24 protein-coding genes are annotated in these 25,333 nt (G+C 38.3%); 5 read left to right on the top strand and 19 right to left on the bottom strand.

The window, feature by feature from the left end; all coding sequences use genetic code 11:
- Positions 1 to 209: 209 nt before the first annotated feature.
- The 16 genes from LLF92_06995 to LLF92_06920 all read right to left on the bottom strand — a co-directional run bounded on the left by LLF92_06995 (position 210) and on the right by LLF92_06920 (position 16,864).
- A complete protein-coding gene (locus LLF92_06995) occupies positions 210 to 1,382 on the bottom strand; it encodes a sugar transferase (protein MCE5340860.1) in 1,173 nt (390 codons plus the stop codon).
- Between the two features lie 80 nt (positions 1,383 to 1,462).
- Positions 1,463 to 2,479, bottom strand: a complete 1,017-nt coding sequence (locus tag LLF92_06990) for a glycosyltransferase (protein MCE5340859.1) — start codon at positions 2,477 to 2,479, stop codon at positions 1,463 to 1,465.
- Between the two features lie 95 nt (positions 2,480 to 2,574).
- Positions 2,575 to 3,294 carry a glycosyltransferase gene (locus tag LLF92_06985; protein ID MCE5340858.1) on the bottom strand — a complete coding sequence of 240 codons (720 nt, stop codon included), beginning with the start codon at positions 3,292 to 3,294 and terminating at the stop codon, positions 2,575 to 2,577.
- A gap of 28 nt (positions 3,295 to 3,322) precedes the next feature.
- The gene (locus LLF92_06980; GenBank protein ID MCE5340857.1) at positions 3,323 to 4,165 is read right to left on the bottom strand and encodes an alpha-1,2-fucosyltransferase; all 843 of its coding nucleotides are present in this window, start codon (positions 4,163 to 4,165) and stop codon (positions 3,323 to 3,325) included.
- Entirely contained in the window at positions 4,152 to 4,862 is a 711-nt protein-coding gene (locus tag LLF92_06975; protein ID MCE5340856.1) for a class I SAM-dependent methyltransferase, read from the bottom strand. The genes LLF92_06980 and LLF92_06975 overlap by 14 nt, the downstream gene beginning before the upstream one ends.
- Positions 4,837 to 6,108 carry a glycosyltransferase family 4 protein gene (locus LLF92_06970; protein ID MCE5340855.1) on the bottom strand — a complete coding sequence of 424 codons (1,272 nt, stop codon included), beginning with the start codon at positions 6,106 to 6,108 and terminating at the stop codon, positions 4,837 to 4,839. The genes LLF92_06975 and LLF92_06970 overlap by 26 nt, the downstream gene beginning before the upstream one ends.
- The gene (locus LLF92_06965) at positions 6,096 to 7,046 is read right to left on the bottom strand and encodes a GDP-mannose 4,6-dehydratase (protein ID MCE5340854.1); all 951 of its coding nucleotides are present in this window, start codon (positions 7,044 to 7,046) and stop codon (positions 6,096 to 6,098) included. The genes LLF92_06970 and LLF92_06965 overlap by 13 nt, the downstream gene beginning before the upstream one ends.
- The gene (locus LLF92_06960) at positions 7,043 to 7,999 is read right to left on the bottom strand and encodes a glycosyltransferase family 2 protein (GenBank protein MCE5340853.1); all 957 of its coding nucleotides are present in this window, start codon (positions 7,997 to 7,999) and stop codon (positions 7,043 to 7,045) included. The genes LLF92_06965 and LLF92_06960 overlap by 4 nt, the downstream gene beginning before the upstream one ends.
- Before the next feature lie 18 nt (positions 8,000 to 8,017).
- Positions 8,018 to 8,692 (bottom strand): class I SAM-dependent methyltransferase, encoded by a 675-nt coding sequence (locus LLF92_06955; GenBank protein MCE5340852.1) that lies wholly within the window; start codon positions 8,690 to 8,692, stop codon positions 8,018 to 8,020.
- Positions 8,677 to 10,320, bottom strand: coding sequence for an FkbM family methyltransferase (locus LLF92_06950; GenBank protein ID MCE5340851.1), 1,644 nt, complete (start codon positions 10,318 to 10,320; stop codon positions 8,677 to 8,679). The genes LLF92_06955 and LLF92_06950 overlap by 16 nt, the downstream gene beginning before the upstream one ends.
- Positions 10,321 to 10,374: 54 nt before the next feature.
- Entirely contained in the window at positions 10,375 to 11,193 is an 819-nt protein-coding gene (locus LLF92_06945) for a TylF/MycF family methyltransferase (protein MCE5340850.1), read from the bottom strand.
- A complete protein-coding gene (locus LLF92_06940) occupies positions 11,193 to 12,014 on the bottom strand; it encodes a class I SAM-dependent methyltransferase (protein MCE5340849.1) in 822 nt (273 codons plus the stop codon). The genes LLF92_06945 and LLF92_06940 overlap by 1 nt, the downstream gene beginning before the upstream one ends.
- 3 nt (positions 12,015 to 12,017) lie before the next feature.
- Positions 12,018 to 13,277 carry an ABC transporter ATP-binding protein gene (locus tag LLF92_06935; GenBank protein ID MCE5340848.1) on the bottom strand — a complete coding sequence of 420 codons (1,260 nt, stop codon included), beginning with the start codon at positions 13,275 to 13,277 and terminating at the stop codon, positions 12,018 to 12,020.
- A gap of 2 nt (positions 13,278 to 13,279) precedes the next feature.
- Positions 13,280 to 14,098: an ABC transporter permease gene (locus tag LLF92_06930; GenBank protein ID MCE5340847.1), complete on the bottom strand. Its 819-nt coding sequence runs from the start codon at positions 14,096 to 14,098 to the stop codon at positions 13,280 to 13,282.
- A 165-nt stretch (positions 14,099 to 14,263) separates the two neighbouring features.
- A complete protein-coding gene (locus LLF92_06925; GenBank protein ID MCE5340846.1) occupies positions 14,264 to 15,769 on the bottom strand; it encodes a glycosyltransferase family 39 protein in 1,506 nt (501 codons plus the stop codon).
- 801 nt (positions 15,770 to 16,570) lie between these two features.
- Positions 16,571 to 16,864: a metalloregulator ArsR/SmtB family transcription factor gene (locus tag LLF92_06920; protein ID MCE5340845.1), complete on the bottom strand. Its 294-nt coding sequence runs from the start codon at positions 16,862 to 16,864 to the stop codon at positions 16,571 to 16,573.
- A 294-nt stretch (positions 16,865 to 17,158) separates the two neighbouring features.
- On the opposite strand from LLF92_06920, the gene LLF92_06915 reads away from it, so the two are divergent.
- The 5 genes from LLF92_06915 (at position 17,159) to LLF92_06895 (ending at position 21,741) form a co-directional block, all read left to right on the top strand.
- Positions 17,159 to 17,632, top strand: a complete 474-nt coding sequence (locus tag LLF92_06915) for a hypothetical protein (GenBank protein MCE5340844.1) — start codon at positions 17,159 to 17,161, stop codon at positions 17,630 to 17,632.
- Between the two features lie 36 nt (positions 17,633 to 17,668).
- Complete coding sequence (locus LLF92_06910; GenBank protein MCE5340843.1) at positions 17,669 to 17,875, top strand: hypothetical protein; 207 nt, start codon at positions 17,669 to 17,671, stop codon at positions 17,873 to 17,875.
- 46 nt (positions 17,876 to 17,921) lie between these two features.
- A complete protein-coding gene (gene rsmH / locus LLF92_06905) occupies positions 17,922 to 18,818 on the top strand; it encodes a 16S rRNA (cytosine(1402)-N(4))-methyltransferase RsmH (protein ID MCE5340842.1) in 897 nt (298 codons plus the stop codon).
- A gap of 46 nt (positions 18,819 to 18,864) precedes the next feature.
- Positions 18,865 to 19,779, top strand: coding sequence for a LysM peptidoglycan-binding domain-containing protein (locus LLF92_06900; protein MCE5340841.1), 915 nt, complete (start codon positions 18,865 to 18,867; stop codon positions 19,777 to 19,779).
- A 282-nt stretch (positions 19,780 to 20,061) separates the two neighbouring features.
- Positions 20,062 to 21,741, top strand: coding sequence for a penicillin-binding protein 2 (locus tag LLF92_06895; protein ID MCE5340840.1), 1,680 nt, complete (start codon positions 20,062 to 20,064; stop codon positions 21,739 to 21,741).
- A gap of 146 nt (positions 21,742 to 21,887) precedes the next feature.
- Here LLF92_06895 and LLF92_06890 read toward each other — a convergent pair whose 3' ends face one another.
- From LLF92_06890 to LLF92_06880, 3 genes are all read right to left on the bottom strand, one after another.
- Positions 21,888 to 23,864, bottom strand: a complete 1,977-nt coding sequence (locus tag LLF92_06890; protein ID MCE5340839.1) for a hypothetical protein — start codon at positions 23,862 to 23,864, stop codon at positions 21,888 to 21,890.
- A 128-nt stretch (positions 23,865 to 23,992) separates the two neighbouring features.
- Positions 23,993 to 24,517, bottom strand: a complete 525-nt coding sequence (gene mreD, locus LLF92_06885; protein ID MCE5340838.1) for a rod shape-determining protein MreD — start codon at positions 24,515 to 24,517, stop codon at positions 23,993 to 23,995.
- Complete coding sequence (locus LLF92_06880; protein ID MCE5340837.1) at positions 24,514 to 25,317, bottom strand: rod shape-determining protein MreC; 804 nt, start codon at positions 25,315 to 25,317, stop codon at positions 24,514 to 24,516. The genes mreD and LLF92_06880 overlap by 4 nt, the downstream gene beginning before the upstream one ends.
- Between the last annotated feature and the right edge of the window lie 16 nt (positions 25,318 to 25,333).

Genomic DNA, 25,333 nt, shown 5'->3' with positions numbered 1-25,333 from the left:
TAAATGCTACAAGAACCAATGTGTACATGCAATAACTTTCGTCAGTGAAAACTTTAAGTCTTCTCATTGTAATGATTTATAGTAAAATAATATTTGTACCGTACGGGATTCATCCATTGGTCTCTGGAGTTTGTTTTCAACACGTGGCGATGTGTGCGATTTTGTGCAATCTTGTTTCAGCGGGTCAGTTTTTAATCAATTTCAGCGATCTATCTACCCTTTCTCATCAATATTACAGGAATAGTTTTGAGAAGAATATATAAGTTTACCAGCACAGATCTTTTTTGAATATAAAGATAATCGTATTTGATTTTGTGTCTGGGATGTAAATCGTATAATTTCCTAATTTGGGCAAAACCTGTAAGCCCGGGCTTGACAGCAAGCCGACTTTCTCTGAGCAATTTATTACTTTTAATAAAATGCGGTCTTTCGGGACGAGGACCCACCAAACTCATATCCCCTTTTAGAATATTAAATAGTTGAGGTATTTCATCGAATCTGGTTTGTCTTAAAAAACGCCCAATTTTGGTGATTCTGGAGTCATTTTCGGTAGCCAGAACAGGCCCTGTTGCATCTTCAGCATTATTTATCATAGTTCTAAATTTATAAAGCACGAAAGATTCGCCATTTTTTGTAAGGCGTTCCTGTTTATAGAAAATTGGTCTGCCGGATGTTAGCCAAATCAAAATTGAGCCTAAAATAATGAGTGGGCTGGCGCACAACAAAAATAAAATACTGCCGGCTATATCGAGAGCCCTCATAAGAAATTCCTCAAAATCGGATTTTCTGCCAATTACTGATGTCAAAAACTGAATTGAACTCTGTTCCAAAATATTCTCTGCTAAAAGCTGTAGATAAAGTTTGGGGCTGAATACTACTTTTATTTTCAATTCCAACAGTAGATATACAAGCAGATTCATCTGGTTATCGGAATGGAATTTTTCGCAAATAACTATTTCATCGGCATCCCTATAATTCAGTAATTGCTCAACATTTTTGATTCTAATTTCCTCAATCCTTGAACCCTGTTCTAGAATTTCTTCGATAGTTTGATGGCCAATAATAATTATTTTTTTGTTGATTTTTTTTAATAAATCCAAAATAATCGCATGTGACAGAAATAAAGTGATAACTCCCACAAAAAATGAAATCAAAAAAATACTCGATGGAAAAGCCAAATATTTATATCTTAATAAATAAAGGAAGATAACTCCTGAAGTGGTAGAAATCACCATACCTGTAAATATTCTTTTGAATAATTCCCAGAACGATGTAAACCGTTTTTTGTAAAATCTTGATAAAACAAAAGAAACCATATAAATAAGGATAATAGGTAAAATGTTTTGCTTGAAAGGCAAAAAGTTATATTCAGGAAGATTCAAACCATATCTTAATGCAAAGGATAATAGAAATATTCCCAATATCATGAAAATATCAAATATGAATAGACTTAAACTGATAATCATAAATTCAGTTCTGAATAAAAATCAATTAAATTATTGAGACAAATACGCCTATCGAATTTTTTTTCAATAGTTTCTCTGGCGGCCAATTCCAAATCACGAAGATCTTCATTTTCGCTTACCTGTTCCAATTTGTTCTTTAACTCAATCCAATCGCCTGGCTGTATCAAAAAACCATTGACCTGATTTTTTATAATATAATCATTTCCTGGTATATCACAAGCAATTACAGTTCTAAAAGATGCAAACGCCTCAAGAATAGTATAGCTTGTGCCCTCATGAAAGCTTGGCAAAACCACAATGTCGGAAGCAGAATACAATTTTTTCATATTAGAAACGAACCCGAGGGGGTTTATTCCAGGAATTGTTTTCCACTTTCTTTTTAAGTCTGAATCATGTACACCTGCAAGAAGCAATAGTTTGTCTCTATTAATCTTGGTTTTTTCCCAAGCTGAAAACAAGACATCTATTCCTTTTCTTTTGACAGGTCTTCCGCAGAAAAGTGCGACAAAACTTTTTTCAGGAATACCTAATTCTTTTCTGTAAATTTGTTTCTCTCCTTCGGAGCAGAGATTTTTCGGGAACTCGCTGAGGTCTATGCCGCATGCTGAACCATTTCCTAAAATACAACAACCATTTGGCGGATTTATATCGCTTTCGATAATACTTTTCAAGGTTGGGGAAACCGTAATAACATTTGTTGCCAGACGGCAGTTAATTTTTTCCAAAGCGAAAAGAAAAAACCTAAAAAACCCTTTGTGCCCAATATAGGGAATGCCATGATTATGATAAATTCTAATTGGGACTCGGCAAATACGGGCAGCCAAAAGGGGGATAAGAGCGGCCCGGGTTTGATGAGCATGAACTGCTTTTGGTCTTAACTTCCTTAATTTTTTGATAAGGGAAAGACACCTAAAAGTAAACTGAAAAGGATTGGGAGAAATATCAAATTCGCAAAAATTGACCGGGCAGGCAATCTGATCAATAAAGTGTTCCAACCCGATTTTGTTTTCCACCCATAATTCAGTTTTGAAATTGTTTTTATTTAGGCAATCCACAAGGGGTTCGACGAACCTTTTGGCGCTAACGGGATTATGTATGAAATGGATTATCATTTGAATAAAATTTTTAAAAGAGAAATAAGAAACCCGCAAAAATATTTAGGAGATTTTCGCAATAGCGATTCTCGAAACATAAGTCCTGACATTTCGATGTAAGTTTCTTTTTTACCTTTTACCTGACCAGGGTGGATGCGATACTTTAGAAGAACTTTATGGAGATTTGCAAATTTGATATTAGCATTTCTTGAAAGGCGCAACCATAAATCCAAATCTTCACAAGAATTGAAATTCCAGTAACCTCCATAATTGAGAACAACTTCTCGTTTGAACATAACAGATGGATGACAGAAGCAAAACCTGAACGGCAATTTGCGTCTGATAAGGCTGTTAGTTTCTGGCATTCGAATGATTTTCTCTTTCACATTGGTACCAAAGGTCTGGAAAGCAGAACCAACAACAGTAATATCAGAATTCTTTTCAAGAAATTCAAACAGACTTCGAAGGCGGTCAATATTGGATATATCGTCGCAATCCATTCTGGCTATATACTTACCAACAGAATTCATTATGCCAAGATTGAGATTGTATCCTACCTGTTTTATTGATGAGCGAATGGCTTTAATCCTTGAGTCTGAATAAGACTTAATTATCTGCCAGGAATTGTCAGTTGAGCCATTCTCAATTATAATAAATTCAAAATCTGAAAATGACTGATTTAGTATGCTTTCAATAGAATCTGAAAGAAATTTTTCTCCGTTGCATACCGGCATCACAACTGAAATTAAAGGTTGCGGCATTTTATAATCTAATCCAATCTATCGGAATGAGGTCGTCTGTCTTGTTTCTTGCACCGGCAAACCATTTAAGCGGAGCGATGACAATTTTTTGCGGATTCGGATTTAACCATGCTGCCCACCAGGAAAAGGTACTGTTTGCAATAATGTGGTGTTTGCAATTCGACATCAAAATCATATCCTGCTGCGATGTTTGTTTTTCGATTCCGGCGATTAGCTTAAATTTGAAAGGAATCACAAAATTACTTTTTAACCAATCATGATCATCAGAGAAAACATAAAAAACAGGATCATTTATTTTTTGTGCGATAAAATTGGCAGCATCCAGATAGTACTGTAGATTGCAAACTCCATGATACTGATTCGTTATTTTATTTTGTATGTAATCACCTCTCCTGATATGTACACTAACAGAATTGGAATTGCAAATTTCTTCTGTCAACAATTGGTATGGTCTGCTAAAAGGCTGCTTAAGACTAAAATCTTTCCGTAAAGTCTCTGGAATTCTATCGAAATACCTGTAACTTTGCCAATATCCCTTTAACATTAAATTACCTGAAAGAGATAAGATTTCAGGTTCGAATAAGAAACTTTTCTCTTTAACAACCATATAAGAGTTAGCTGAAAACCATTTGAAATACTTTTTTTTTAACCTGTTAAGTTCTTCGCGTTCAATAAAGTTTTCATTGATGCCGAAAAAATTTAATTCATACTGACGAAGCGGATAAGTACGGAATTCCGATAAGTCAATTTTAAGCTCTGTGTTCAGCTTCAATGAAAGCTGTCGTCCCAGAGCATACTGAAACATTTGATTGCCAAGGCCGCCTAATAATTTAATGACTATCATTTTTTAAAATCAAAGTCATCCCTGGCAAACCCAGAGATGTTTCTATTGTAAGATATTTTTCTGAATTATTTTTTAGAAACTCTTTAACAGCCTGATTGGGGCCAATATTATATTTTGATTCAGATGACTGAAACAAAGTGTCATGAACAAGAAAGTTCGGATTTGAAACTTTCGCTGATATCGTATTTAATTCTCTTTTAACTGATTCATAAGAATGGTCGCCGTCTAGAAAAAATAAAGGAACAGCAATATGATTGCATGAGTTATAAATTTCAAGAGATTTATTCAGGCCGTCGCCTAAATGTAAATTTACTCTTTTGAATTTTTTGACATAGATACCTCTTTTATTTTTGGGATGTTCAACGTGCTCCTGATCTATTGGCAAATCAATGGAATGAATTTCTGTATTTAAATTGAAATATGTGATTGTTTCATAAAAAACTCTGGCAGATTTACCATAATGCGTGCCCCATTCGAAAATGTGTGTCGGTTTCAGCCAACAGATGGTTGAAACCATTAAGGATAATTCATTCAGGGGGTATGGATGACAACCAATGACCGGAATGACTTTTTTAAATATAAACTTGGAAATGGCCCACATATCCACTTCAAAATTTTTTCCTCCATGGAGAGGGACTGGATTGGCAGTTGTTAAAGATAAATTTTTTAAATTAAATAATTTTTTGATTTGAAGCATATTGATTGCCCGCTAGAATTTTCTCATATATATCAGTAATTTTTTCCCACGTATAATTTTGTTCCCAATTTTTCCTGCCATTAAATCCAAGTAATTCCCGTTTGGATTTATCATCTGCTAATTCAGTCATGTGCATAGCCAATTGTTCAGGGTCTGATATTGCATAACCATACCCATCCTGTTTTACAGGATAAACAATGCCTCCTTGAGTCCACCGAGCTATTTCTTCAGCATTTCCTACCGAAGCAGAAATAAAAGGCAAACCAGCTGCCGAAGATTCATATAGAACGAGCGGGGAATATTCGATATGTGACGCAAAAACAAATATATCAGCATGAAAAAAAGCTGAAACAACCTTTTCCCTTGGCAGATTTAGAATCATTATCCTTTTATTTTTTTGTTTTTGAATAGATTTGATAGTTTTGAAAAACATACTCAGGTTACATCTGGAACGGCCCAAAAGTAATTTAACTAAATCTTTAGCTTTCTGTTTGAGCCTGAACACAAGACCATCTATCTGGTTACTGAAAGGATTTTCAAAACTTTGATAATTTCCATTCAGAATCAACGTTGAGTTATGCGGCAAGTTTAACATAGAATACGCTAAGGCAACTTCGAAATGACCTTTCATGAAAGGAGGAGAGCCAACCGATAAAAAAACAATATCATCCGCTGGGATATTAAATTGTTTTCTAAAATTATTAGACGATTCACCTCTGAATTCAACTTCACTTGCACCATTTGGTAATATTGAGTAGTTTTTGATTCCATGTTGTTTCACGAAATCAATATCACGATAGTTTTCCGCATAAAAAATAAGATGATCGAATTTTTTGAGAATATCAGGCATTTTTTGATAATATTCTTTAAAATTATCATTGTAGAGACATGAATATCCGCAAGGAATATGTACTTTCCTTGCTTTAATTTTATCAATAATCGGCCATAGAGCATCGAAAGTCCACTGCTGCGCAGCTTTAACCAAAACAGCATCGAAATTTTCAGATAAGATAAAATCCTGATAATTATTTACTTTACCTCTCAAACCCGCTACTAGGTTGCCCGATGCTTTAAATTCTTTTATTTTAACACCATTTAAATTTGTAAAATTCCTCTCTGGTAATGCTGAAGTCGCAACGGTTACATCATGCCCTTTGCGTACAAGATGTTCTGCGACTTCCTGTATTACTTTCTGAACACCGCCCTGACTGGGAGCATAAAATTCACAACACATTAAAATCCGCATTTATATTCCTCATGAATTTTACTGAACCAATCCCATGTTTTCTGCAATCCTAAACTTAAAGGAATTTTAGGTTCCCATCCTGTATCTTTTTTTAACTTATTAAAATTAAGAACATTAAATGGAACATCAAACGGTCTTAGTGCAAGTTTTTTGATTTTGATTTTCAATTTAGCTTTCTCAGCGAAAGGTCGTAATAATTCAAGAATTTCAATATTATTCTTACCCAGACCTGTTCCAATATTATAACAATTCCCTATTTTGCCAGAGCGAAGAGCCAAAAGTATTCCATTTGTCAAATCATCTATGTGTATGTAATCTCTAACAGTTCCAGTATCACCATACAATTGTATTTTTTTTTTTTGAAGAATGGAGCAAATTGCTGATGCAATAAAACCCTGACCTGTAAAAGCCTTCTGGCCTTCTCCATAAGCATTTGCCGGCCTGACACAAATCACTGGCAAATTATGAATTTCGTAAAACATCATGGCATATTTTTCACAGGCAAGCTTCGTGATTCCATATGGCGAGAGGGGATTTGTAGGGACGGATTCCGAAGCAGGGGAACGGGCAATTTTTCCGTAAACTGTTCCTCCAGATGATACAATTAGAATTTTTTTAATTTTAGCTTTTAATGCTAAATTGAAAAGCTGAACTGTTTCCGGAAGATTATTCAAAATATCATGAATAGGATCATCATAACTGGTTTTCGGTACAGAAGAATATGCAAGATGGATAACCTCATTTACACCTTTTAGTATTTTGGCTAAAAAACGAGAATCCCCGTAATTTCCAGAATAATATTCAGAATTTTTCGGTAAAGAAACCATCGGATTAGGATTTCTTCCGATTACTTTTACGAATCTCCCAGAGGAAACTAATTTAGGAACAAGATTTGAACCTATAAACCCAGTTCCACCAATTACGCAGCAGATTTTCATTTTTGATTTTGGAATTTATAACCTTTATATGAATTCAGAATTGAGAAATATCGCAAAATGAACCTTTTTTTCAGTTTTAAAATTGATTCCCCAGAATTCTTTTTCACAGCTAAACTTAATTTTAAAAGCATTAAAAAAATTTTAATTAATTTTGGTTTTGTTCTAATTCGGTAATAAGCCCTATGGGCAAGAGCAGAAATTATATTGATGGTTTCATCAGTTTCATTTTTATTGGCCCAAGTTAAATTTTCGATACTTCTGTCAATTACCTTATCAAGAAAAGGGTTAATTCCTGTTCTTGACATACTAGAAGGGATTTCACGATACAAGTGCAGAACTTCGGGTATATTTGCGATTTTGGCATGCCGGGCGATTCTTGACCAGAGTTCATAATCTTCAGGCGGCTGTCTGTTTTTATCGGTTGAGTATAAACCAACAGCTTCAAAAATACTTTTACGCAGCATTACCGAACTATGGACAAAAGGATTATCGAAAAGCAATTCAAACTGAAGCTGAATATTTTCAGCTGGATGCAAATGAGCACGACCAGTTTCTCCATCATTATTAATTATTGAGGCCCAGGTTCCTACTAAAGCATAATCGTGGTTGTTTATTAAAAAAGCAACTTGTTTTTCCAGCCTTAAAGGCAATGAGATATCATCCTGATCGTGCCTGGCAATAAATTCACCTTTAGAATAACCGATCCCTTTATTCAGAGTGGCTGCCAATCCCATGTTTTCCTGCTCAAAAAGCCTGATTCTTGAATCTTTTATATCTCGCAAAAAATTCATTGAATTATCTTTTGAACCATCATTAACAATAATTAGTTCAAAATTTCTATAAGTCTGAGTCCGTATGCTTTTAATTGATGATTCAAGATAGGGCATTCCATTATAGACCGGCAATATAATGCTTACAAGCGGAAGTCTTGATTCAATTTTTTGATTATCCATTTAGCAGAAGAGCAGTAATTATAAATTTTTGTATGTTTTTTCGAATATCTCCAGCCATACATCAAGCATTTGAAGTTCACTGCCGGATAAGCGTTTTCTACGAATTGTAATACAACTTTTTTTCAGAAGAGTCTGTACGATTTCCTTGTAATTTAAAAATGACATTTCCATATCACCTTTATAAGCTCGCACTTCAATATTATTTAGCGACTGCCACCTTGATTTTTTAAATATCAGTTTTTTAAATCCCAATGCTGTTAAAGTATTTTTAAATTTTACCCTGTACCATCCATCCTTATGAATCGCCCAATCGGCTTCATGAGAGCCAAAAATATGACGCATTATTTGCTGCTTCGCATCGCGGGAAATCCATGGCAGTACCATTTTTGTAAATCCCTTCATAACATCAGGAGTTTCAATTCTAAGCAAACCACCCGGTTTTAGCCAATCTCGCCACTTACAAATTAAAGCGAGCGCGACAGGTCTTGAGAAATGTTCAAAAACATGATGCAATCGTATTTCTTCAACAGAATTTTTGGGGAAATCCAGTTTAGTTATATCAGCATATTTATCAGCTTTGACATGTTGAACCGTATGTTCACTGTTTGGAAAATCAATATTAGTATATCCATCAATATAAATTTCGCCGCAACCAAGATGGAGTTTTAAATCATTTTTTATCGTTTTTTCCATGCGTTCTCATCAACATAAATTGTATTAATGTATGTATCGGCGTATATAACATAACCATTGTCTTTCATAAACGAGGATATTTCGTTTATTTTGCGCTCCGACTTATCTTCAACGTATGTAAGGGTTTCAATGCAAAAAACTTCAGGCCTGAACTTTAAAAAATTTATTGCATTAAGTATCTCCAAATCCATCCCTTCGGTATCGATAGAAACAAAATTTGGCGTTTTTTCAAAATATTTTTCGATAATCTCGTTTATATTTACAACAGGAATTTTGAGAATCTTTTCAGATTTTTGTGCATGTAAAGTACACAGCCTTTCAGCTTCATCTTTGGAGAACGAGCTAAGCGTATCACTTGACAGAACGTAAAAATCAGCGGATTTTATATTCTTGGAGCCTATCCCAACATTCAAGCAAATATCTTTGGGACGAATTTTTTTGATTTTTTTAAATAATTCAGGATTAGGTTCGATGCATACCCCTTTGGAATTTGCCCGATAAAAATAATAAGTGTTATTAAAATGCACAGGGTCATTCGTACCAATATCAAGATAGGATGGAAATTCGATTTTAAGATAATTTTTAAGTATATAGCTTACAATCAAATCTTCTCCGCATTGAGAATATGATTTAAAATAAAAATATTTTTTCGAGACGAAAGCCGCTATAACTAAACGGATTAAATCAAAAATATTCTTCTTCGATTTCATAATGCGTGACGAATGTCTTAAGATTTTCCTTGGATATTGTGTAATTCTCTCGCCATAAAAAATAATTTTATTTAATAACAATGCAATAGTAACCTCTTTCGCATTTATGCAGCGGGAGTTATCGACATCGTAAATATCTTTGAAAGTTAAAATATGATATTTTTTAAATAACTTTGCGAAAAACCAGATTCGTCGAAAATTGGGGAAAGCTGACTTTAATTTTCCTGAAACATAGATATACTCAAATAGCTCAACTTGTTTGTTATTGCAGCATTCACCTGTTACCTGTTGAGCAGTTCCTGTTGTAATACAAAGCAGGGGGCTTGAAGAATAAATAAACTTATGTTTGCAAAGGACTCTGATGTAGAAATCGGTGTCAACAATCCATTTGAGTTTTGGATCAAAGCTCGCATCAATTTTTTTCCGGAAAATGGTGGTGCTTGGGGAACCAATAAAGTTGCCAAAAAATAATATATCAGGATTGTCATGAAGTTTTTTAATTTGTTCAGGATTGGGCTTATGAACGAATTTAAGTGTATCATCTAAATCTTTTGCCAAACAGGCAGAAAAAGCGAAATCAGCTTTTGGGTTGGAATCAAGCAATCGAACAAATTCACAAAGACTGTTTTGGTTTTCAAACCAGTCATCATGATGCATTAACTTAATATATTCGCCCGTTGCAAGACTAACTGCATAATTCCAATTTTGAGGGGAACCTTTAGGCTTTTCATTTTTATAATATCTGATATTTGGGTTAGGGCTGAATTCTTTAATCAATCTTTCAACTCGGTCATCGGTTGAATCATCTGTTACTATGATTTCGTAATTCTCGAAAGATTGAGTGATAACAGAATTAAGAGTTTTACGAAGAAGCTCCGGCTGATTATAAGCTGGAATGCAAACTGATACCTTAGGCATATTCAAAATTATCGATCTCCAGAAAACTTCATCGCTCAATACTTAGAAAATGTTTTATTTCCGCTGCCAATAAACCCCAATTGAATCTATTTTAATTATTTCATCATTAATTTGGTGAGCTGAACGAAAATCCTGAACAGCTTTTCTGCAATTCTCAAGTGCATAGTCATCAACTATAAGATAACCTCCTTTTGAAAGCTTGGGATACAGATTTTCCAGGCTGTTGATTGTAGATTCATACATGTCCCCATCCAGCCTTATAACCGCAAGTTTTTCAATAGGAGCATTTGGTAAGGTATCCTTGAACCAGCCTTTAAGAAATTTAACTTGGCTGTCAAGCAAATCATACTTTTCAAAATTTGATTTTACTTCTTCCATCGAAACTGCAAGAAAGCTTATTTTGTGATGATTATCATCTCTGTCGTTAGGATACTTTTCAGGATTAGGGACAGGCAGTCCTTCAAAGGAATCTGCCAGCCAGACATTTCGGTCTGAAATGTTATATGCTTTTAATACGCCGCGCATCAGAATAGAAGCGCCGCCTCGCCAAACACCCGTTTCAATCAGGTCGCCTGGCACATTGTTCTTGATAACATCCTCAATACAGAACTGAAGATTATCCAGTCGCTTGAGACCTACCATTGTATGAGCTAATGGCGGCCAGTCGAGTCCTTCTCGTCTTTTTTCAGGATCGAAACTGAAAGATTTAACAAGCTTAACATTATTTCCAAATACTTTCAGAAAAATGGTCATCAGAAGCTTTTTAAATCTGTTGAATTCTGTAATTTCAATGGGCTGAATTGTTTCACCCCATATGTAATATGTCAGACATTGTTTTAGTAAGTTAAGGTAAATCTTCTCAATATTATTCATTATTTACTTAGGCTCCATTTTGCCATTTTTTTTAATTTTGATAACATTTGCGGCAATTTAACATAAGACAGAATCGGATTAAAGGCTGGGCGCCCATAATATTCTTTTTTGGTGTTGACTTTTGATTTGGTCAAAACCAAAAGAAACTGATATGTAGATGCCAGGCGGTCCTTATATATTTTCATCAAGGCTGGTAAATTTGAGATATTATTTTGGATTGGAATTTCAGTTGTATAAAAATCTCTTTGAAGAAAATTCAGCAATTCGATATGCATATCCAGTTTTTTAACCAGGCTTTCTATCGTTTTTAATGTAAAAAAGCGAAGATGAGTTCTTTCAAGCAGACCGGAATCTACATAGTTGAATTCACCATTTAGCAAAGAGATTCGAACAGAACCAAATGCAACGTTGGGAATGGAAAAAATAAATTTTGTTTTTGGCTCTGTTCCTTCCCGTAACTTATTGATAAAAGTGAAAGGATCATTTAAGTGTTCGACAACATCAGCCATTATGATGTAATCATAACTTTGGTTTTTAATTTTATCAATAAACTGTTCAGCGAAACCATTATAAAAAAAACGATACGAGGATTGTGCTAAAGATGCAGCATATTCATCCGGCTCGATTCCATCAATAATAATGTTTTTACGATGCATTTTGAGAAGCATCCCAAGTATGCCGGAGCCTGCGCCAATATCCAAAACGGTTGAGCCGTCAGGAATTATTTCAACTATTCTTTTCAGTGGATTAGCAGAATCGCTCATAATATTTTGCAACAGGTTTGGAGCGAATTCAAAAGTTTTTTTTTCTCTTTTAAACATATATTATGAGACAACCTCAAAATCACAAGGTAGGCATAAATGGCCGTGATCACTCCTTCTGCCGCGAGCATTGGAATGATCTGAACAAAGAATGTCAAAACTCGCACAATGTTCGATTACATCCAGAACTTCTTGACCATGATTTACAACTGCACTAACCAAATATTTCCCTCCTATCAGAGGGACGGTAGGAAGAATACATCTTACTATAATTTCGTCTTTTTGTGCTGTAAAAGTTTTGTTAATCCAGGAAGACAAAAAAGTATATAATCGGGTCCCAATTTCATTATCTATAGCCATTCCAAATTCAAGATTATCTTTATTTTTATATTTGAGGCCAATACTGGCTTTAATATTTATGTAGATTTTTTCATTTGGTGAAAAAAACTGTATTTCTTCATTCTTTGAATTAGTTATCCATACATTAGAAATTTCAATACCACCCAAACCGCCCCTTCGTCCGCAATTTTGAACTGTAAATTTACCACCTTTATGTAATGTATCAAAATATTTCGAAACAGTTTCCGAGGCAGTACCGGTATATAGCATTTTACCGCCCTCTAATAAGATTCCTCTTTGGCATAATTCACATATAGCGCCCATATTATGACTTACAAAAAGTACTGTTTTACCTTCCTTTCCGGCGTCTTTCATCTTGCCGAAACATTTTTGTTGAAACTGGATATCTCCCACTGCAAGAACCTCGTCGACTATCATTATTTCCGGTTCCAAATGTGCTGCTACCGCAAAAGCCAATCTTACATACATTCCGCTGGAATAACGTTTAACCGGCGTTTCAAGGAATTTTTCGATTTCTGCAAATGCTACAATTTCATCAAATTTCCTTTTAATCTCGGCTCTTGACATTCCCAATATAGAACCATTCAGGTAAATGTTTTCTCGGCCTGTAAGTTCCGGATGAAATCCTGTCCCAACCTCAAGCAAACTTGAGGTTTTGCCTTTTATACGAGCCATCCCAGTGGTAGGATTGGTGATACGGCTAAGGATTTTCAAAAGGGTGCTTTTTCCTGCACCATTGCGTCCGATTATGCCGACTCGTTCACCATGATTTATCTGAAACGATACATCTTTCAGTGCCCAGAATTCTTCCTTTGCCTTTAAATGTTCTTTTTTGTTGAAAGTTTTTTTGAATGTACTTTTGAAACAGTTTGTAATTGTGTCTCGAAATGTGTAGTACTTCTCCTTATTACGATTTATTATGTATTTCTTGCTTAAATTTTCTGCTTTGATTGCGAAAGTCATTTTTAAACCACATCTGCGAATTCTTTTTCAGTTCGCAGGAAGAAAAATAGCCCCAAAATAAAAATGGACAGAGAAATTAGGATTGAGGTTAAAAGACCATAAAAATAAATTTTATGACTTTCACCAAGAATCGCCCACCTGAAAACGTCAATTACTCCAACCATAGGATTTAACGAATAAATTAACCGCCATTTATCTGGAATTATTGAACTGCTAAAACCTACTGGTGATATGTAAAATAAAGTTTGAACAAGAAATGGCACTATATATTGAAAATCACGGAATTTAACATTTAAAGCTGAAATTAAATAACCTATTCCGAGAGATAGGAATATTGAAATTGGGAGAAACAGGGGGATTGCTAACATTCTAATTGTCGGGTAAAATCCATAACAGAACATTAAGCATATTAGTATAAAAAAAGATATCATAAAATCTACACTGGCAACAACCATGGATGTCGTAGGGATTATTATCCTTGGGAAATAAACTTTACTTATTAGCCCTGAATTAGCCACCACGGACAAACTGCTTTCACTTACAATTGTACTGAAGAATTGCCATGGAAGCAGCGCCGAATAAACTAAAACCGAATAAGGCACATTTCCTGATGGAAGTTTTGCGATTTTCCCAAACACCAGGGTGAACACAACCATTGTCATAAGAGGCCGAAGAATACTCCATAATACACCGAGAACGGTTTGTTTATACCTGACCAGAACATCACGCCAGGCAAGCAACAAAAAAAGATCTCTGAATCTCCAGAGTTCAGCCCAGAAATCTGGAATTCTTTTTTCTGGTTTAATTAAAATTTCTTGCACTATATTTAGACTCCGTCCTTGTTGGTTGCGCAATAGGCCATTCCAACAGAGAAAACAAACATGATTGAAGAATTCAATCATGTTTGAGAATGCTTATTTTTCAAGGCTTAAATTGACGATTCAGTAGAAGACCTATTATTTACAGTGGAAAAACTCGGCTATTTGTTATAAGCGAATCACAATCATTCTTTTAGTCTTCTTTTTGTCCACCCACGTCGCATATTTTTCTTTATATTTATCGAATTCAAACTTTTCATTCGAATTTTTAATAATTTTTACAATAAAATCTGCATCCGTTGTTATTTCTTTATTTTCAGAATATTCAACTCCTTGCCGCTGAGCATAAAAAGTTATTCTTTTATCCGGTGTAGCTATTGTATCAGTTGGAAGGGTATTCTTACTAAGCCACGATGCAGTTTCTCGATACCCATACTTCTGAGTGCTGGTAAGTTTAAATAATTTCGGCATGCAAATCGCAATACCAATAAACAATAAAATATAAAAATAGCGTTGCTTTTGGTTTATCGGTATGGATTTATGTTTCAAAAACTTTACGTATATCCAGTCAGAAATTATCTCTAAGCCGATTGGTATATAAAAAATGGTAAAAACTATTAAAGTCAGAGTATGCCTTCTGCTAAGATAGTTCAACCAGGAAGACTGCCATAAAAGCATCATGATATTTAGAACAATAAATGCTACATAATAAAATGCCTGTTCAGGCGATTTTGATTTCCTTCTAAAATAATACCAGCAGCCGACTAAAAGTCCCGGAACGAAATAATACATCAAGGTCTCGCAGATATTTTTTGTAATGGTTTTGTTTCCTATCGTTTTGGACAACTGCAAACCTGATGTATATATATCAGGTTTGCAGTTGGAATTGTTATTTATGCTCAGAATGGCTGGAAGCTTCAGCAGTGTTTGGTCAGGAAACACATATCCTTTAAGTTTCATATATGGAGCTGCAATGACAGCAAAACCTGCCAAAAGCAAAATCAAAGCGCCTATAGCTCTTATCCTTTTCATTTTTTCCTGCGGCTTTAAAAGATTAAATACCAGCCACGCACCGCCATATAAAACTAATTGACAACCTTCAGTACGAACTAAATACCCTAATCCCGCAACTATTCCTACAAGACCAAACATCCAGCTTTTACGATATTTACTTCCCCATAGCAGCAGCAAAAATCCAATTGTCAAAAACATAATATGCGGCCATTCAGATAGAGCATCGCTGCCGTATTCGGCGGCATCTGGCAAAAGGCTTAAAATAAGAACTCCCCAAAATGCCTTTTTTCTGCCGACAAAAAAACTTCCTATAAAATATAATATTATTGAAGCTATTAGTTTACTTAGTAGCGAAACGGCCTGAGCAGAAATGATCCATCTTTGTAAAGATTCGTTATGAGTAAAAAGTCCTGCGGTTTTATGTGCTGAATAAATCAAAAATGGATATGCAGGGCAAATTTCTATATTGCGTGTTGCTTCAATTGAATTCTGGATGGTAAATTGTTTTGCGCTATTAATATATAATGTGCCATCTTTTGAAATTAAAACTGTTGTGGCAATTAAATAAATGCCAATTATCAGATTAACCAGCGTTAAAATTGTAATATTTTTAAAATCCGTTTTTTCAATCAATCTTTGCATAAACTTTTTAGACAACAAAACTTATGTGTATTCCTTGTTTACCTGTTCAAAACTGGACCAATTTCGAAAGTAGGGATGATAATATAACAATAATATGTTTTTTTCACGACTTTTTTGTTCTGGCATTCCGTTTCTTTTGCGTGAAAACGAGAGCTTATCACCATTTTCATTATACAACATTCTATAACTAACTGCAAGGTTTACTGCAATCGCAGATTGTCCCAAGCGTAAGTCTTTGTGTTTACAATGTTTATATCTCGCCTCACACAGCCTTCCAAGCTGGTCATGTGAGTTCGGTTCTCATCGCCCGCTTTTTGTCTATCTATAACATCATCTTTCGAAAGTTGCCTATGTACAGCGTCTTCAAAAAGTTACGGCAGTTTTATTTAAGGCAACCCCTAAAAGCTGTATCGCACTGCAGTATAAATATTGGAGTTGTCTTCAAATTGGCCGAAAAAGGTATACGGGTGGTCGCCAAAAAAGATATTGGCACCAGCCTCCCACGATAAATTGTCAGTGAATTTATAATTAGCATTGGGACGCAGATAGACATCACGGTCTGTCGGCGAAAAATATGTGAACATTGACAGCCGCAGATTTTGATTTATCATCAGCTTGGTCAAACGGAACGTCAGCAGTTGACGATACTCATCGCGTGTGGCGTATGGTGTTCACACAGCAACAAAGATAATCATTAGAAATGTTACTAACTTGTAATGTTCAAGCGACCAATCTACAACACCGTCTCGAAATGATTTCATAAAAAACTCCCTTATAAAATCTGTTCCATATCAAATAAATTAATCTTGTTCTCACTCTTTAAGTTGAATTTTGGCTATCACAATGAGGATAGACGCAATGTAGCAGATTAATTACGTTAGGGTTGGCGATGTGATAGTATACATTCAAACCATCCCTCTGACAATCCAGAATACCTTTGTCCCTCATAATCGCCAGATGTCGGCTGACAACGGCCTGCTGAACGAGCAGAGTTTCAGTCAGAACTGTTACCGTAAGCTCTTTTTTTTCAAGGGCTTCTATAATTTGCAGCCGAATTGGGTGAGCAACTGCCTTAAGTACTTCTGCGACCTTTTGAGCAATTTTCTTATCCATATCATGTTCCTTGGTATATATCATTATATATATATACATATAATAATATGTTTTGTTCGTGCAATCCACCAAAATAGTTATTTATGTAAATATTTGTCAAAATAGCGAATATGGTTAAGCTGTGATAAGTTTTTCTATTAATACCCAATCAATATTCTTTTAATTTGTTAACATCCGATAATGTTTTTTTAACTATTTTTAATATTTTTAAAGAAAATCTGGATTGTTTATTGACCGAGGTGGGGGAGTGTGGTAGGATTTGGAGCGTAAATTTATTAAAGTGGTACACTTTCCATGCTTTTACTAACAGGTGAATACGAAGGCACTGTGGATGAAAAAGGACGGGTCTTCATCCCAAACAAACTCCGTAGTCAGATAGACTGTGGGGAGCACGGAAGCGGTTTCTATTTATCGGTGGGCGCAAACGGAATTATGTGCCTGTATCCCGAAAATTCTTTTAAACAAATTGCCCTTGCCGAGTCGCCAGGGACGGTGGCCCCCGACGAGGCAGTCGTGTATGAACGAATGAATTTCGCATTGGCCGGCAGGGTAGAGCTGGATCGGCAGGGCAGACTTTTAATAAGTGAAAGAATTAGGAAGCGGGCGAATTTAAACAACGACCTGACGCTGCTCGGTGTGAGGGATCATATCGAGTTGTGGAACACTGAGGACTGGGAAAAATATGTTAATGACCATTCTTCGCAATTCCAGCAGCAGACTATGCAGGCAAGGCAGGCTGTGCTCGCAAAACAGGGAAAAGAAATTTAATTTTTTTGAAGTTTGTTTCTTAAAGGAGTGAAGTGAATGTTTACGGATATCGATCATTGCGCGACGGTTCAGCAAAGTCTCACAGGCAAGAGACCGACTGACGAACACACATTCGCATCTATCAATATTTTAGCTGACAGACTGCATAATGTACAGAGATTGCACCCCAGTTTATTAAGCGTGGAATTTTCGCCGCAGGTGCAGGCTCTTATTGAGCAGGAATCGATTCTTGCGATAAGTTAAACGTGGTTATCATTTATTTGTTGGAATTTTTTTTACAAGTTAATAAATGCCTGCCGAACATAAACCAGTATTGGCCCAGTACATCAGCCAAGAGCTGAAACTTAACAGCGATGCGATAGTTGTCGATGGAACTGTCGGCTTCGCCGGCCACAGCAGGATTTTCGCCGAGCAGTTAAGCGAGCAGGGTATGCTAATCGGTATGGATGTCGATTCGAAATGCCTTGAGGTCGCAAAACAGAATTTAACAGGCGTTCGGTGTAAAGTTTTGCTGGTTCGCTCTAATTTTTCAGAGATAGCGAATGTGCTGCGGGAAAATGGTATTCAGGCCGTTGATTTGATATTCGCGGATTTGGGAGTTTGTTCCGGTCAGCTTGCGGATATGGACAGGGGCTTGAGTTTTGGACAGGATATGAAATTGGATATGCGGCTCGACGACAGATTGGACGTTACAGCCGCCGACATTGTCAACAGCAGGGACGAAAAGGGATTAGCTGACCTGATATTTAATTTTGGACAGGAGCGGGCGTCACGGAGGATAGCCCGTTCCGTCGTTGAATACACTCGCAGGGCAAAAATTAAAACAACCGGCCAACTGGTGGATATTATTTGTAGTGCGTTGGGTTGCGACCCGAATTCGCGAAAAGGCAAAATTCACCCGGCGACCAAAACATTCCAGGCGTTGCGAATCGCTGTAAATAAGGAGATTGACAACCTTGAGATTTTTCTGGATGTTATTCCAAAATTGCTGAAAAAGAACGGCCGGGCGGCTGTTATTAGTTTTCACAGTCTGGAAGACGGATTAGTGAAAAATAATTTTAGAAATAACAAAACCTCCGGAGTTTATGATATAATTACGAAGAAACCGATTGTTGCCGAGCGAGCGGAGGAAATTGAAAACCCACGTTCGCGGAGTGCTAAACTAAGAATAGCTGCAAAAATTTAGGAATCCGGCCTCGCTGATGCGAGGATTGGAAAAAGGAGTTTGAACAATGACAACCGATGCAAAGATAGGACTGCTTTTAGCGTTGGTATTTATTGTGGCGATCACATTTGTAATTAACGGCCTGCCGGACTTTCTAAGCAAGAAGGACAAGCCGGACTTAACAGGCGCTTATATTGGTCATTACAGCAAGCCGGAAGAGCCGGGCATTATAGACCGCAGCAGCAGGGAGGCCGCGGCTTTGCTGAACAAAAAGACGATAGTGTCCGCGCCGGTTTCTGAACCGGTTGCAGAGACTAACACAACACAAAGCGGCGAAAATTATCAGCAGGCCATTATTCCAGCCGCCAGCGAAGCGGTAAAGAATGTCGCACCGCAAACGACAGTTCCGCAGCAGCCTGTAACGACAGATGTCCAGACCGCTGCTTCTGCGGCTGTTGAGTCGGTTAAAAATGATACCGCTGCGGTTGCGAAAGTTGATGGGAAAACTTATGAAGTAGCCGAAGGCGACAGTCTGGTTTCGATTGCGCAAAAATTTTATGGGCCGAAAGCCGGCAGTAAGTACGCAAACATACAGAATATTTACGAAGCGAACAAGAACACGATGAAAACGAGGGATTCGCTGCAAATCGGTCAAAAGCTGATAATTCCAAAATTGAGCGATAAGGAGCAGGAGCTGGTAAATACGGGACTCTTTGAAAAGACGACCGAAACGCCCAAGACCGCTGCCGCAGCAAAGAAAACAGAGACTACTAAAGCAGACGCCAAAAAAACCGAAGACGCAGCGGCGAAAGATTCAAAAGCATTGAAAGATTATGTAGTCAAAGAGAACGACACTCTTTGGAAATTAGCGGTTAAATATTTGGGCGACGGCAACAGGTATGATGAAATAGCGCAATTGAACAAAACTATCAATCCGGACCATCTTGTTGTCGGAACAAAAATAAAGTTGCCTGCCAAGTAATTTGATTCGGCCGGAAAGTGGAAAACAGTGAGTCTATATCGTTACATATTTGTTATACTGGTTATGTTTTTTGTTTTGATTTCCGCGGTGTATCTTCGCCGAACTGAAAATTGCGAATTTTATAAATTCAGAACCAGTCAAGTGAAGACAATTCGTCTCAAGCAGCAGCTCTGGCAAAAACAGCTTCAACTGGAAAATAGTATTAGTCCTACTGCGGTATCAAAAGTTGTCAAAGAAAATGTTAAAAAGTCAAATTAACGCACCTTGCGCCATTGGTTGTGTATGCGAAAAAAATTAGCTTTATTTCTGCTCTCACTGATAGGCCTGGGTTTTATTGGGGTTGCCGTTCGCTGCTTTTATCTCCAGTATTACAAAAAGGATTATTTCCAGCAGATATCCGTCAAAGCGCAGCGTTCAAGTTTTACCCAGCAGCCCAAACGCGGCGCGATACTTGATTGCTGTGGAAGAATACTTGCCGCAAGTTATGTTTCCGATTCGATATTTGCCGAGCCGAGAATTGTGCAGACCAAAGAGGCCGCGCAGGCGATTTCGCAAATCACCGGACTGGGTGCGAATGAAATCAGCCAGGCCATTCTCACTTCCCGCAACGCCGGCTATGCTACGATTATTAACGACATACGATTAACCGAAGAAGACCGCAAACAGATAGCTAAAATTGACGGCATAGGCATCGAGAGCAGATGGCGGAGATTTTATCCGCTCGGCCGCGTCGCCGCTCACGTTGTCGGTTTTACCGGCACCGATGGCGAAGGACTTGCGGGCCTGGAACTCGGATATGATAGTGTACTCAAAGGAAAAACCGGCGGCGGAACTTTTTATGCTGACGCTGCGAGAAGGCCTGTAAAGATTAACAGCTTTGAAGGTTTTGCGCAGGATGGCTGCGATGTCGTATTGACGATTGATGCGACGATTCAGGAAATCACCCGTACCGCTCTGCAAAAACAGGTAACTGAATATCAGGCTCAATCCGGAGTCGCGATGGTAATCGACCCTTGTACCGGCGGGATTCTTTCGTATGTATCGCTGCCGGATTTTGACCCTTCGAATTTGAAGGGAGTCGATAAGGAAAGCCTCGGCAATCATATTCTTAGCGACCCGTTCGAGCCGGGCAGCATTATAAAACCCGTTATGGTCGCTTGGGCGATTGAGTGCGGCGCTATTAGACCGAACGATGTTATCTTTTGCGAAAATGGAAGTTACAGCGGCAAAGGCTTCGGTACAATCGGCGAATATCGTCAGGGTTACGGCAATCTATCTATCAGTGAAATTCTGCAGCATTCGAGCAATATCGGTATGGCGAAAATTGGCCAGAAAATGGGCGCGAAAAAAATATACGAAGGGGCAAAACTTTTCGGCTTTGGAAGCAGGACAGGCATCGACCTGCCGGGTGAAGACTCAGGACTTGTTTGGCCGCTGAAATTCTGGAGCGGTTACAGCGTTGCACGTGTTCCGTTCGGACACGAAATAAGTACTACTTCGCTGCAAATGGCCAACGCATTTTGTATATTGGCAAATCACGGCAGGCCTGCGAAACTGCATCTTGTCAAAGCGATTGTCAGCGGCAAAGGCAATAAAATAAAACTGCAGGGGTCAGGCCAGACAGGCAATTATATCATAAGTGAAAAGGCCGCTCGATGGGTTATAGAGCAAGCTTTAGTCGATGTTGTCAAGCAGGGCACAGGCAAAAAGGCCGCCGTGGAAGGACGAACCGTCTGGGGCAAAACAGGAACGGCGAACATCGCCGACAAAGGCCATTACGATGAGCAAAATTATGTCGCGTCGTTTATCGGAGGCTGTCCTGCAAAGGAACCTGCGATAGTTGTAATGGTTTCAATTCGCAAACCCAACAGAAGCCTCGGAAAAGGTTACACCGGCGGTGCCGCCGCCGCGCCGGTCGCAAAAGAAATCATCGAACAAACGATGAACTACCTCAAGCTGTAAATCAAATATCAAAAATAAAAAATCAAAAATGTGGAATGGCCTTCGGCCAGAAGTTTTATTGTTTTATCTCGGCGCAGCCGATTCTCGTAGCGAAGCGAAGATCCCTTTGGGACTCAATTTTGATATTTGATATTTAATTTTTGATTTTATTTTAAATAGCCATTTTCAACGCACATCGCCACAATATCTCGTGCAATTGGCCCCGCGTCAGAGCCGCCATGCTGGCCGCCCTCGACAACAACTGAAAATGCGATTACATGCCCGTAAGTATCTTTTGCGAATCCTGCGAACCACGCGTGATAGGGTCTTTCAGTCGAACCTGTTTTGCCGTAAACTTTTATGCCTTGTGATTCAAAACCCGCTCCCGCGAATTGCGACGAAGCTGTGCCGTTCGTTTCGTTTACCACCGCCCACATACCGTCGTAAATGGTCGCCAGGGTGTCATTATTTAAATGCAGACTATGCCCTTTATCGACAGGGTCTGTTGCGATGATTCTGGATTTTTGAAAATAACCGTTGCGTGCCAGCGCAGCATAAGCGTTTCCGACCTGAAGCGGATTTGCGCGGAAGCTGCCCTGACCGATTCCGAAAAATCTTCGTTCTGCCGGTTCGATTTGCGGAATATAATCTTTTGTCGGTCTGCCGCTGGTTATGTTGCCCGGCGACTGGTAAATCATTCTGTCGGAAATTTTTATTTCCATCGCATTTTCGCCAAATCCGAAATTAGACAGCCATTCCTGCATAACTCGCGGCTCGATTCGCATCGCGATGTGCGAGAAATAAATATTGCAGCTTCCCTTGATTGCGTTTCGTGCCTTATTGCCGCCGTCATAAGTCCACTGGCTGTCGTGTCCATAGTTCCACTGCCTGAATATCCAGCAATTTGGCCAGCCGGTTGGAGCAGAATGGGAAGGGCAGGAAATTATTTCGTCGGCCGTTATTTTTTTTTCTGCCATTGCCATTGCGAGCATTATCGGTTTGGCTGAAGACCCAGGCGGGTAAACTTCTAATATATCGCGATTGAGCAGCGGTTTATTTTTGTCTTGTATTAATTTGCCATAATCCTGCCTTGCAGTATTCAAATCGAAATCAGGAACAGAAACCATCGCCAGAATGTCGGTTGAATTTACGTCGATGACTACAATTCCTACCGCGCTGCCGAATTTTGGATTGAGATTCGGATTGTTCAAAAGATTTTCAATCTTATTCTGCAATTCGATATCGATAGTTAGCTGAACATCAGTGCCGAGTTGTCTTTCGGTACGGCTGACAATTTCGCCGTCTATGTCATAGACAATTTTTCCCGATTTGCCTCGCAGCACCGGCTGGCAAACATATTCAATTCCGCAAAAGCCGATCATATCGCCCAGCGAGTGGTCGTTCGGTTCGTTGTCGTCCGGATTCCACGGCCTGACCCAGCCGATAAGCTGACTGGCGGTATTTTTATAAGGATAAACTCGACTGTCCGAAGGTAGCACATCCAAACCGTCAATATTCATAAATTTCATTTGTGCTGCGACAACTTCGTCTTCAGTTTCAAGTTTAAGCAGCGACTGCGGCTGGTGCATTTCAGCGATATCGACTTCAGAAGCGATTTGCAGTCTTTCATTCGCATCCGGTACTTCCTGCTCAAAATTTTTATTGGGATATTTTCGTTTGCCCGCCAGATAAAGACGCAGTTTCCATATCGGGTCGTTAATTTGAGTATTGATTTGCTCTGTGATTTGTTCCGGCGTGCATTTTTTAAATTCGGCAAGTTTAATAGTTGCCTCATTTAAACTGTTGAAGTCTTCCTGATATTTTTCCTTAATTCGCTGCCTTTGTTCTTCTGTCGTGTACCGCAGCGATTGTGCTATCCAGAATCTTTCATCAGCAAGTCTTGAAAGTTTATAATCTATACAAACCGTAAAACATGCCTGGTTGTCCGCGAGTAGTTTTCCGTTTCGGTCGAGGATTTTGCCGCGAAGAGAGGCAAGCATTGTACTTTTATTGACTTTTATTTTTTCAAGCTGACTCTGCCAGGCTGACTTTGGATTTAGTTGGATGTGCGCAAGGCGCAGTATTAGTACGCCTGCAAGGATGATGCAAAAAAAAGCAAAAATTTTTAATCGTTTGTCCGACATAATTTTTATTGCTTTGTCATTTTATTCTTCGCAATAACAGACAAATGCCTAATTGTCATTGCGAGGCTGTCCGCAGACAGCCGTGGCAATCTCAACCGCTGAATCGGTCAGTTTGAGTTTAAGTTTATTTATATTCTTTCTTCCACACGGTTGCCGAATCTGTAAACGCCTACGCCGAGCCATTTGCCCAATGCCTGCACTGGCATTTTCAGCAGGAACCATAAAATTGCCGAGTATATACTTGCCGTGAAGGTTACGGAAAAACCGGCAACGGTTGCGTCCGACATTTTAAATTTCATTAGTATAACTGCGACAAGATGAATCACAACCCCTGTAACAAAAATTGCTAAAGCCTGTTGAGTGGTTGTCTTGAGAATTATAAATTTTCGAACTTGTGCAAGCGCAGTGCCGATAATGCCGTAGCTCAAAAAGTACGGACCGATTAACGTGCCCGTCAGGTCGGCGGCCAAACCGATGGAAAAGCAGCATATAATCGCATCGTAACTGTTGCAGTTTATCGCGAAATAGACCAGCATTATCAACAGCAGATTTGGTTTAATGTGCTGCTCGGTCAGCGAGATAACGTCCATCAGAGCGCTTGAGCCGATGACGGTTGTCGCCAGAATCAGTAATGAAAATCTAAGCCATTTCATTTGAACTCCGGCATTTTTATAATAACGATTGCGACGTAGGTTATATTTTCGAAATTATAAATAGGTTCGACTTCGATATCCCATACGACTGCGCTTTTTGCGCCCAATTTGCATTTGGAAATTTTTCCGATGATTCGTGCCGACGCCAGCAGTCCCGGCCTTTCAGCCGCGTAAACGGTATTGCCTGTTTTGATTTTATATTTTTGCGGAATATTGAATATTTTCGCGGCCGCCTTGCCGTCGCCCTGCATTGTGCCGTTAAAATACGAGTTTATTTCCGGCGAGGAAATTTTTATCGGCATTTTACAGGATGCGCTTGTGATAAGCTGCACGCTTGAAATGTCGTCGGCAACCTGTTCGATAAGGCCTATTACCGCGTTATCGCCGAGTACGTATTGGCCTGCGGCAAGTCCGTCTTTTGAGCCTCGATTGATAATTAGCTGATGTTCTTTTCTGTTTACAATTTTAGCTATTACAAGACCGCTTGACGGGTCAGGCTCGGTGAGTCTGACTTTGCTCAGTTTTTCGAATTGTTGTTTCAACTCTGTGTGCTGTTGGTCGAGATTGGCGAAAGCCGTTTGCAGTCTTTGATATTCCTGCTTTGATACATAGCTTTCGGGGGCATTGATTCGCTGTTTCTGCGCAGCCGAACCCATATTAAGAAAATAATCGAAAATGTCTATGAACGTGAAATTGACTTTTGATGTAATACTTTGCGGAAGCAGCAGAAGGATAATACCCGTCAAAAAAAGACCTATGAAAAGCGTTAATTTCGATGGTTTGAATTTTGTCCGTGCCATTCGCTAAAAATCTCCG

It is taken from the genome of Planctomycetaceae bacterium (genome assembly GCA_021371795.1).
In the GTDB taxonomy this organism is placed as follows: domain Bacteria; phylum Planctomycetota; class Phycisphaerae; order Sedimentisphaerales; family UBA12454; genus UBA12454.
Note: the sequence above shows the minus strand (reverse complement) of the source record. Positions and strands in the feature narration are given on the sequence as shown.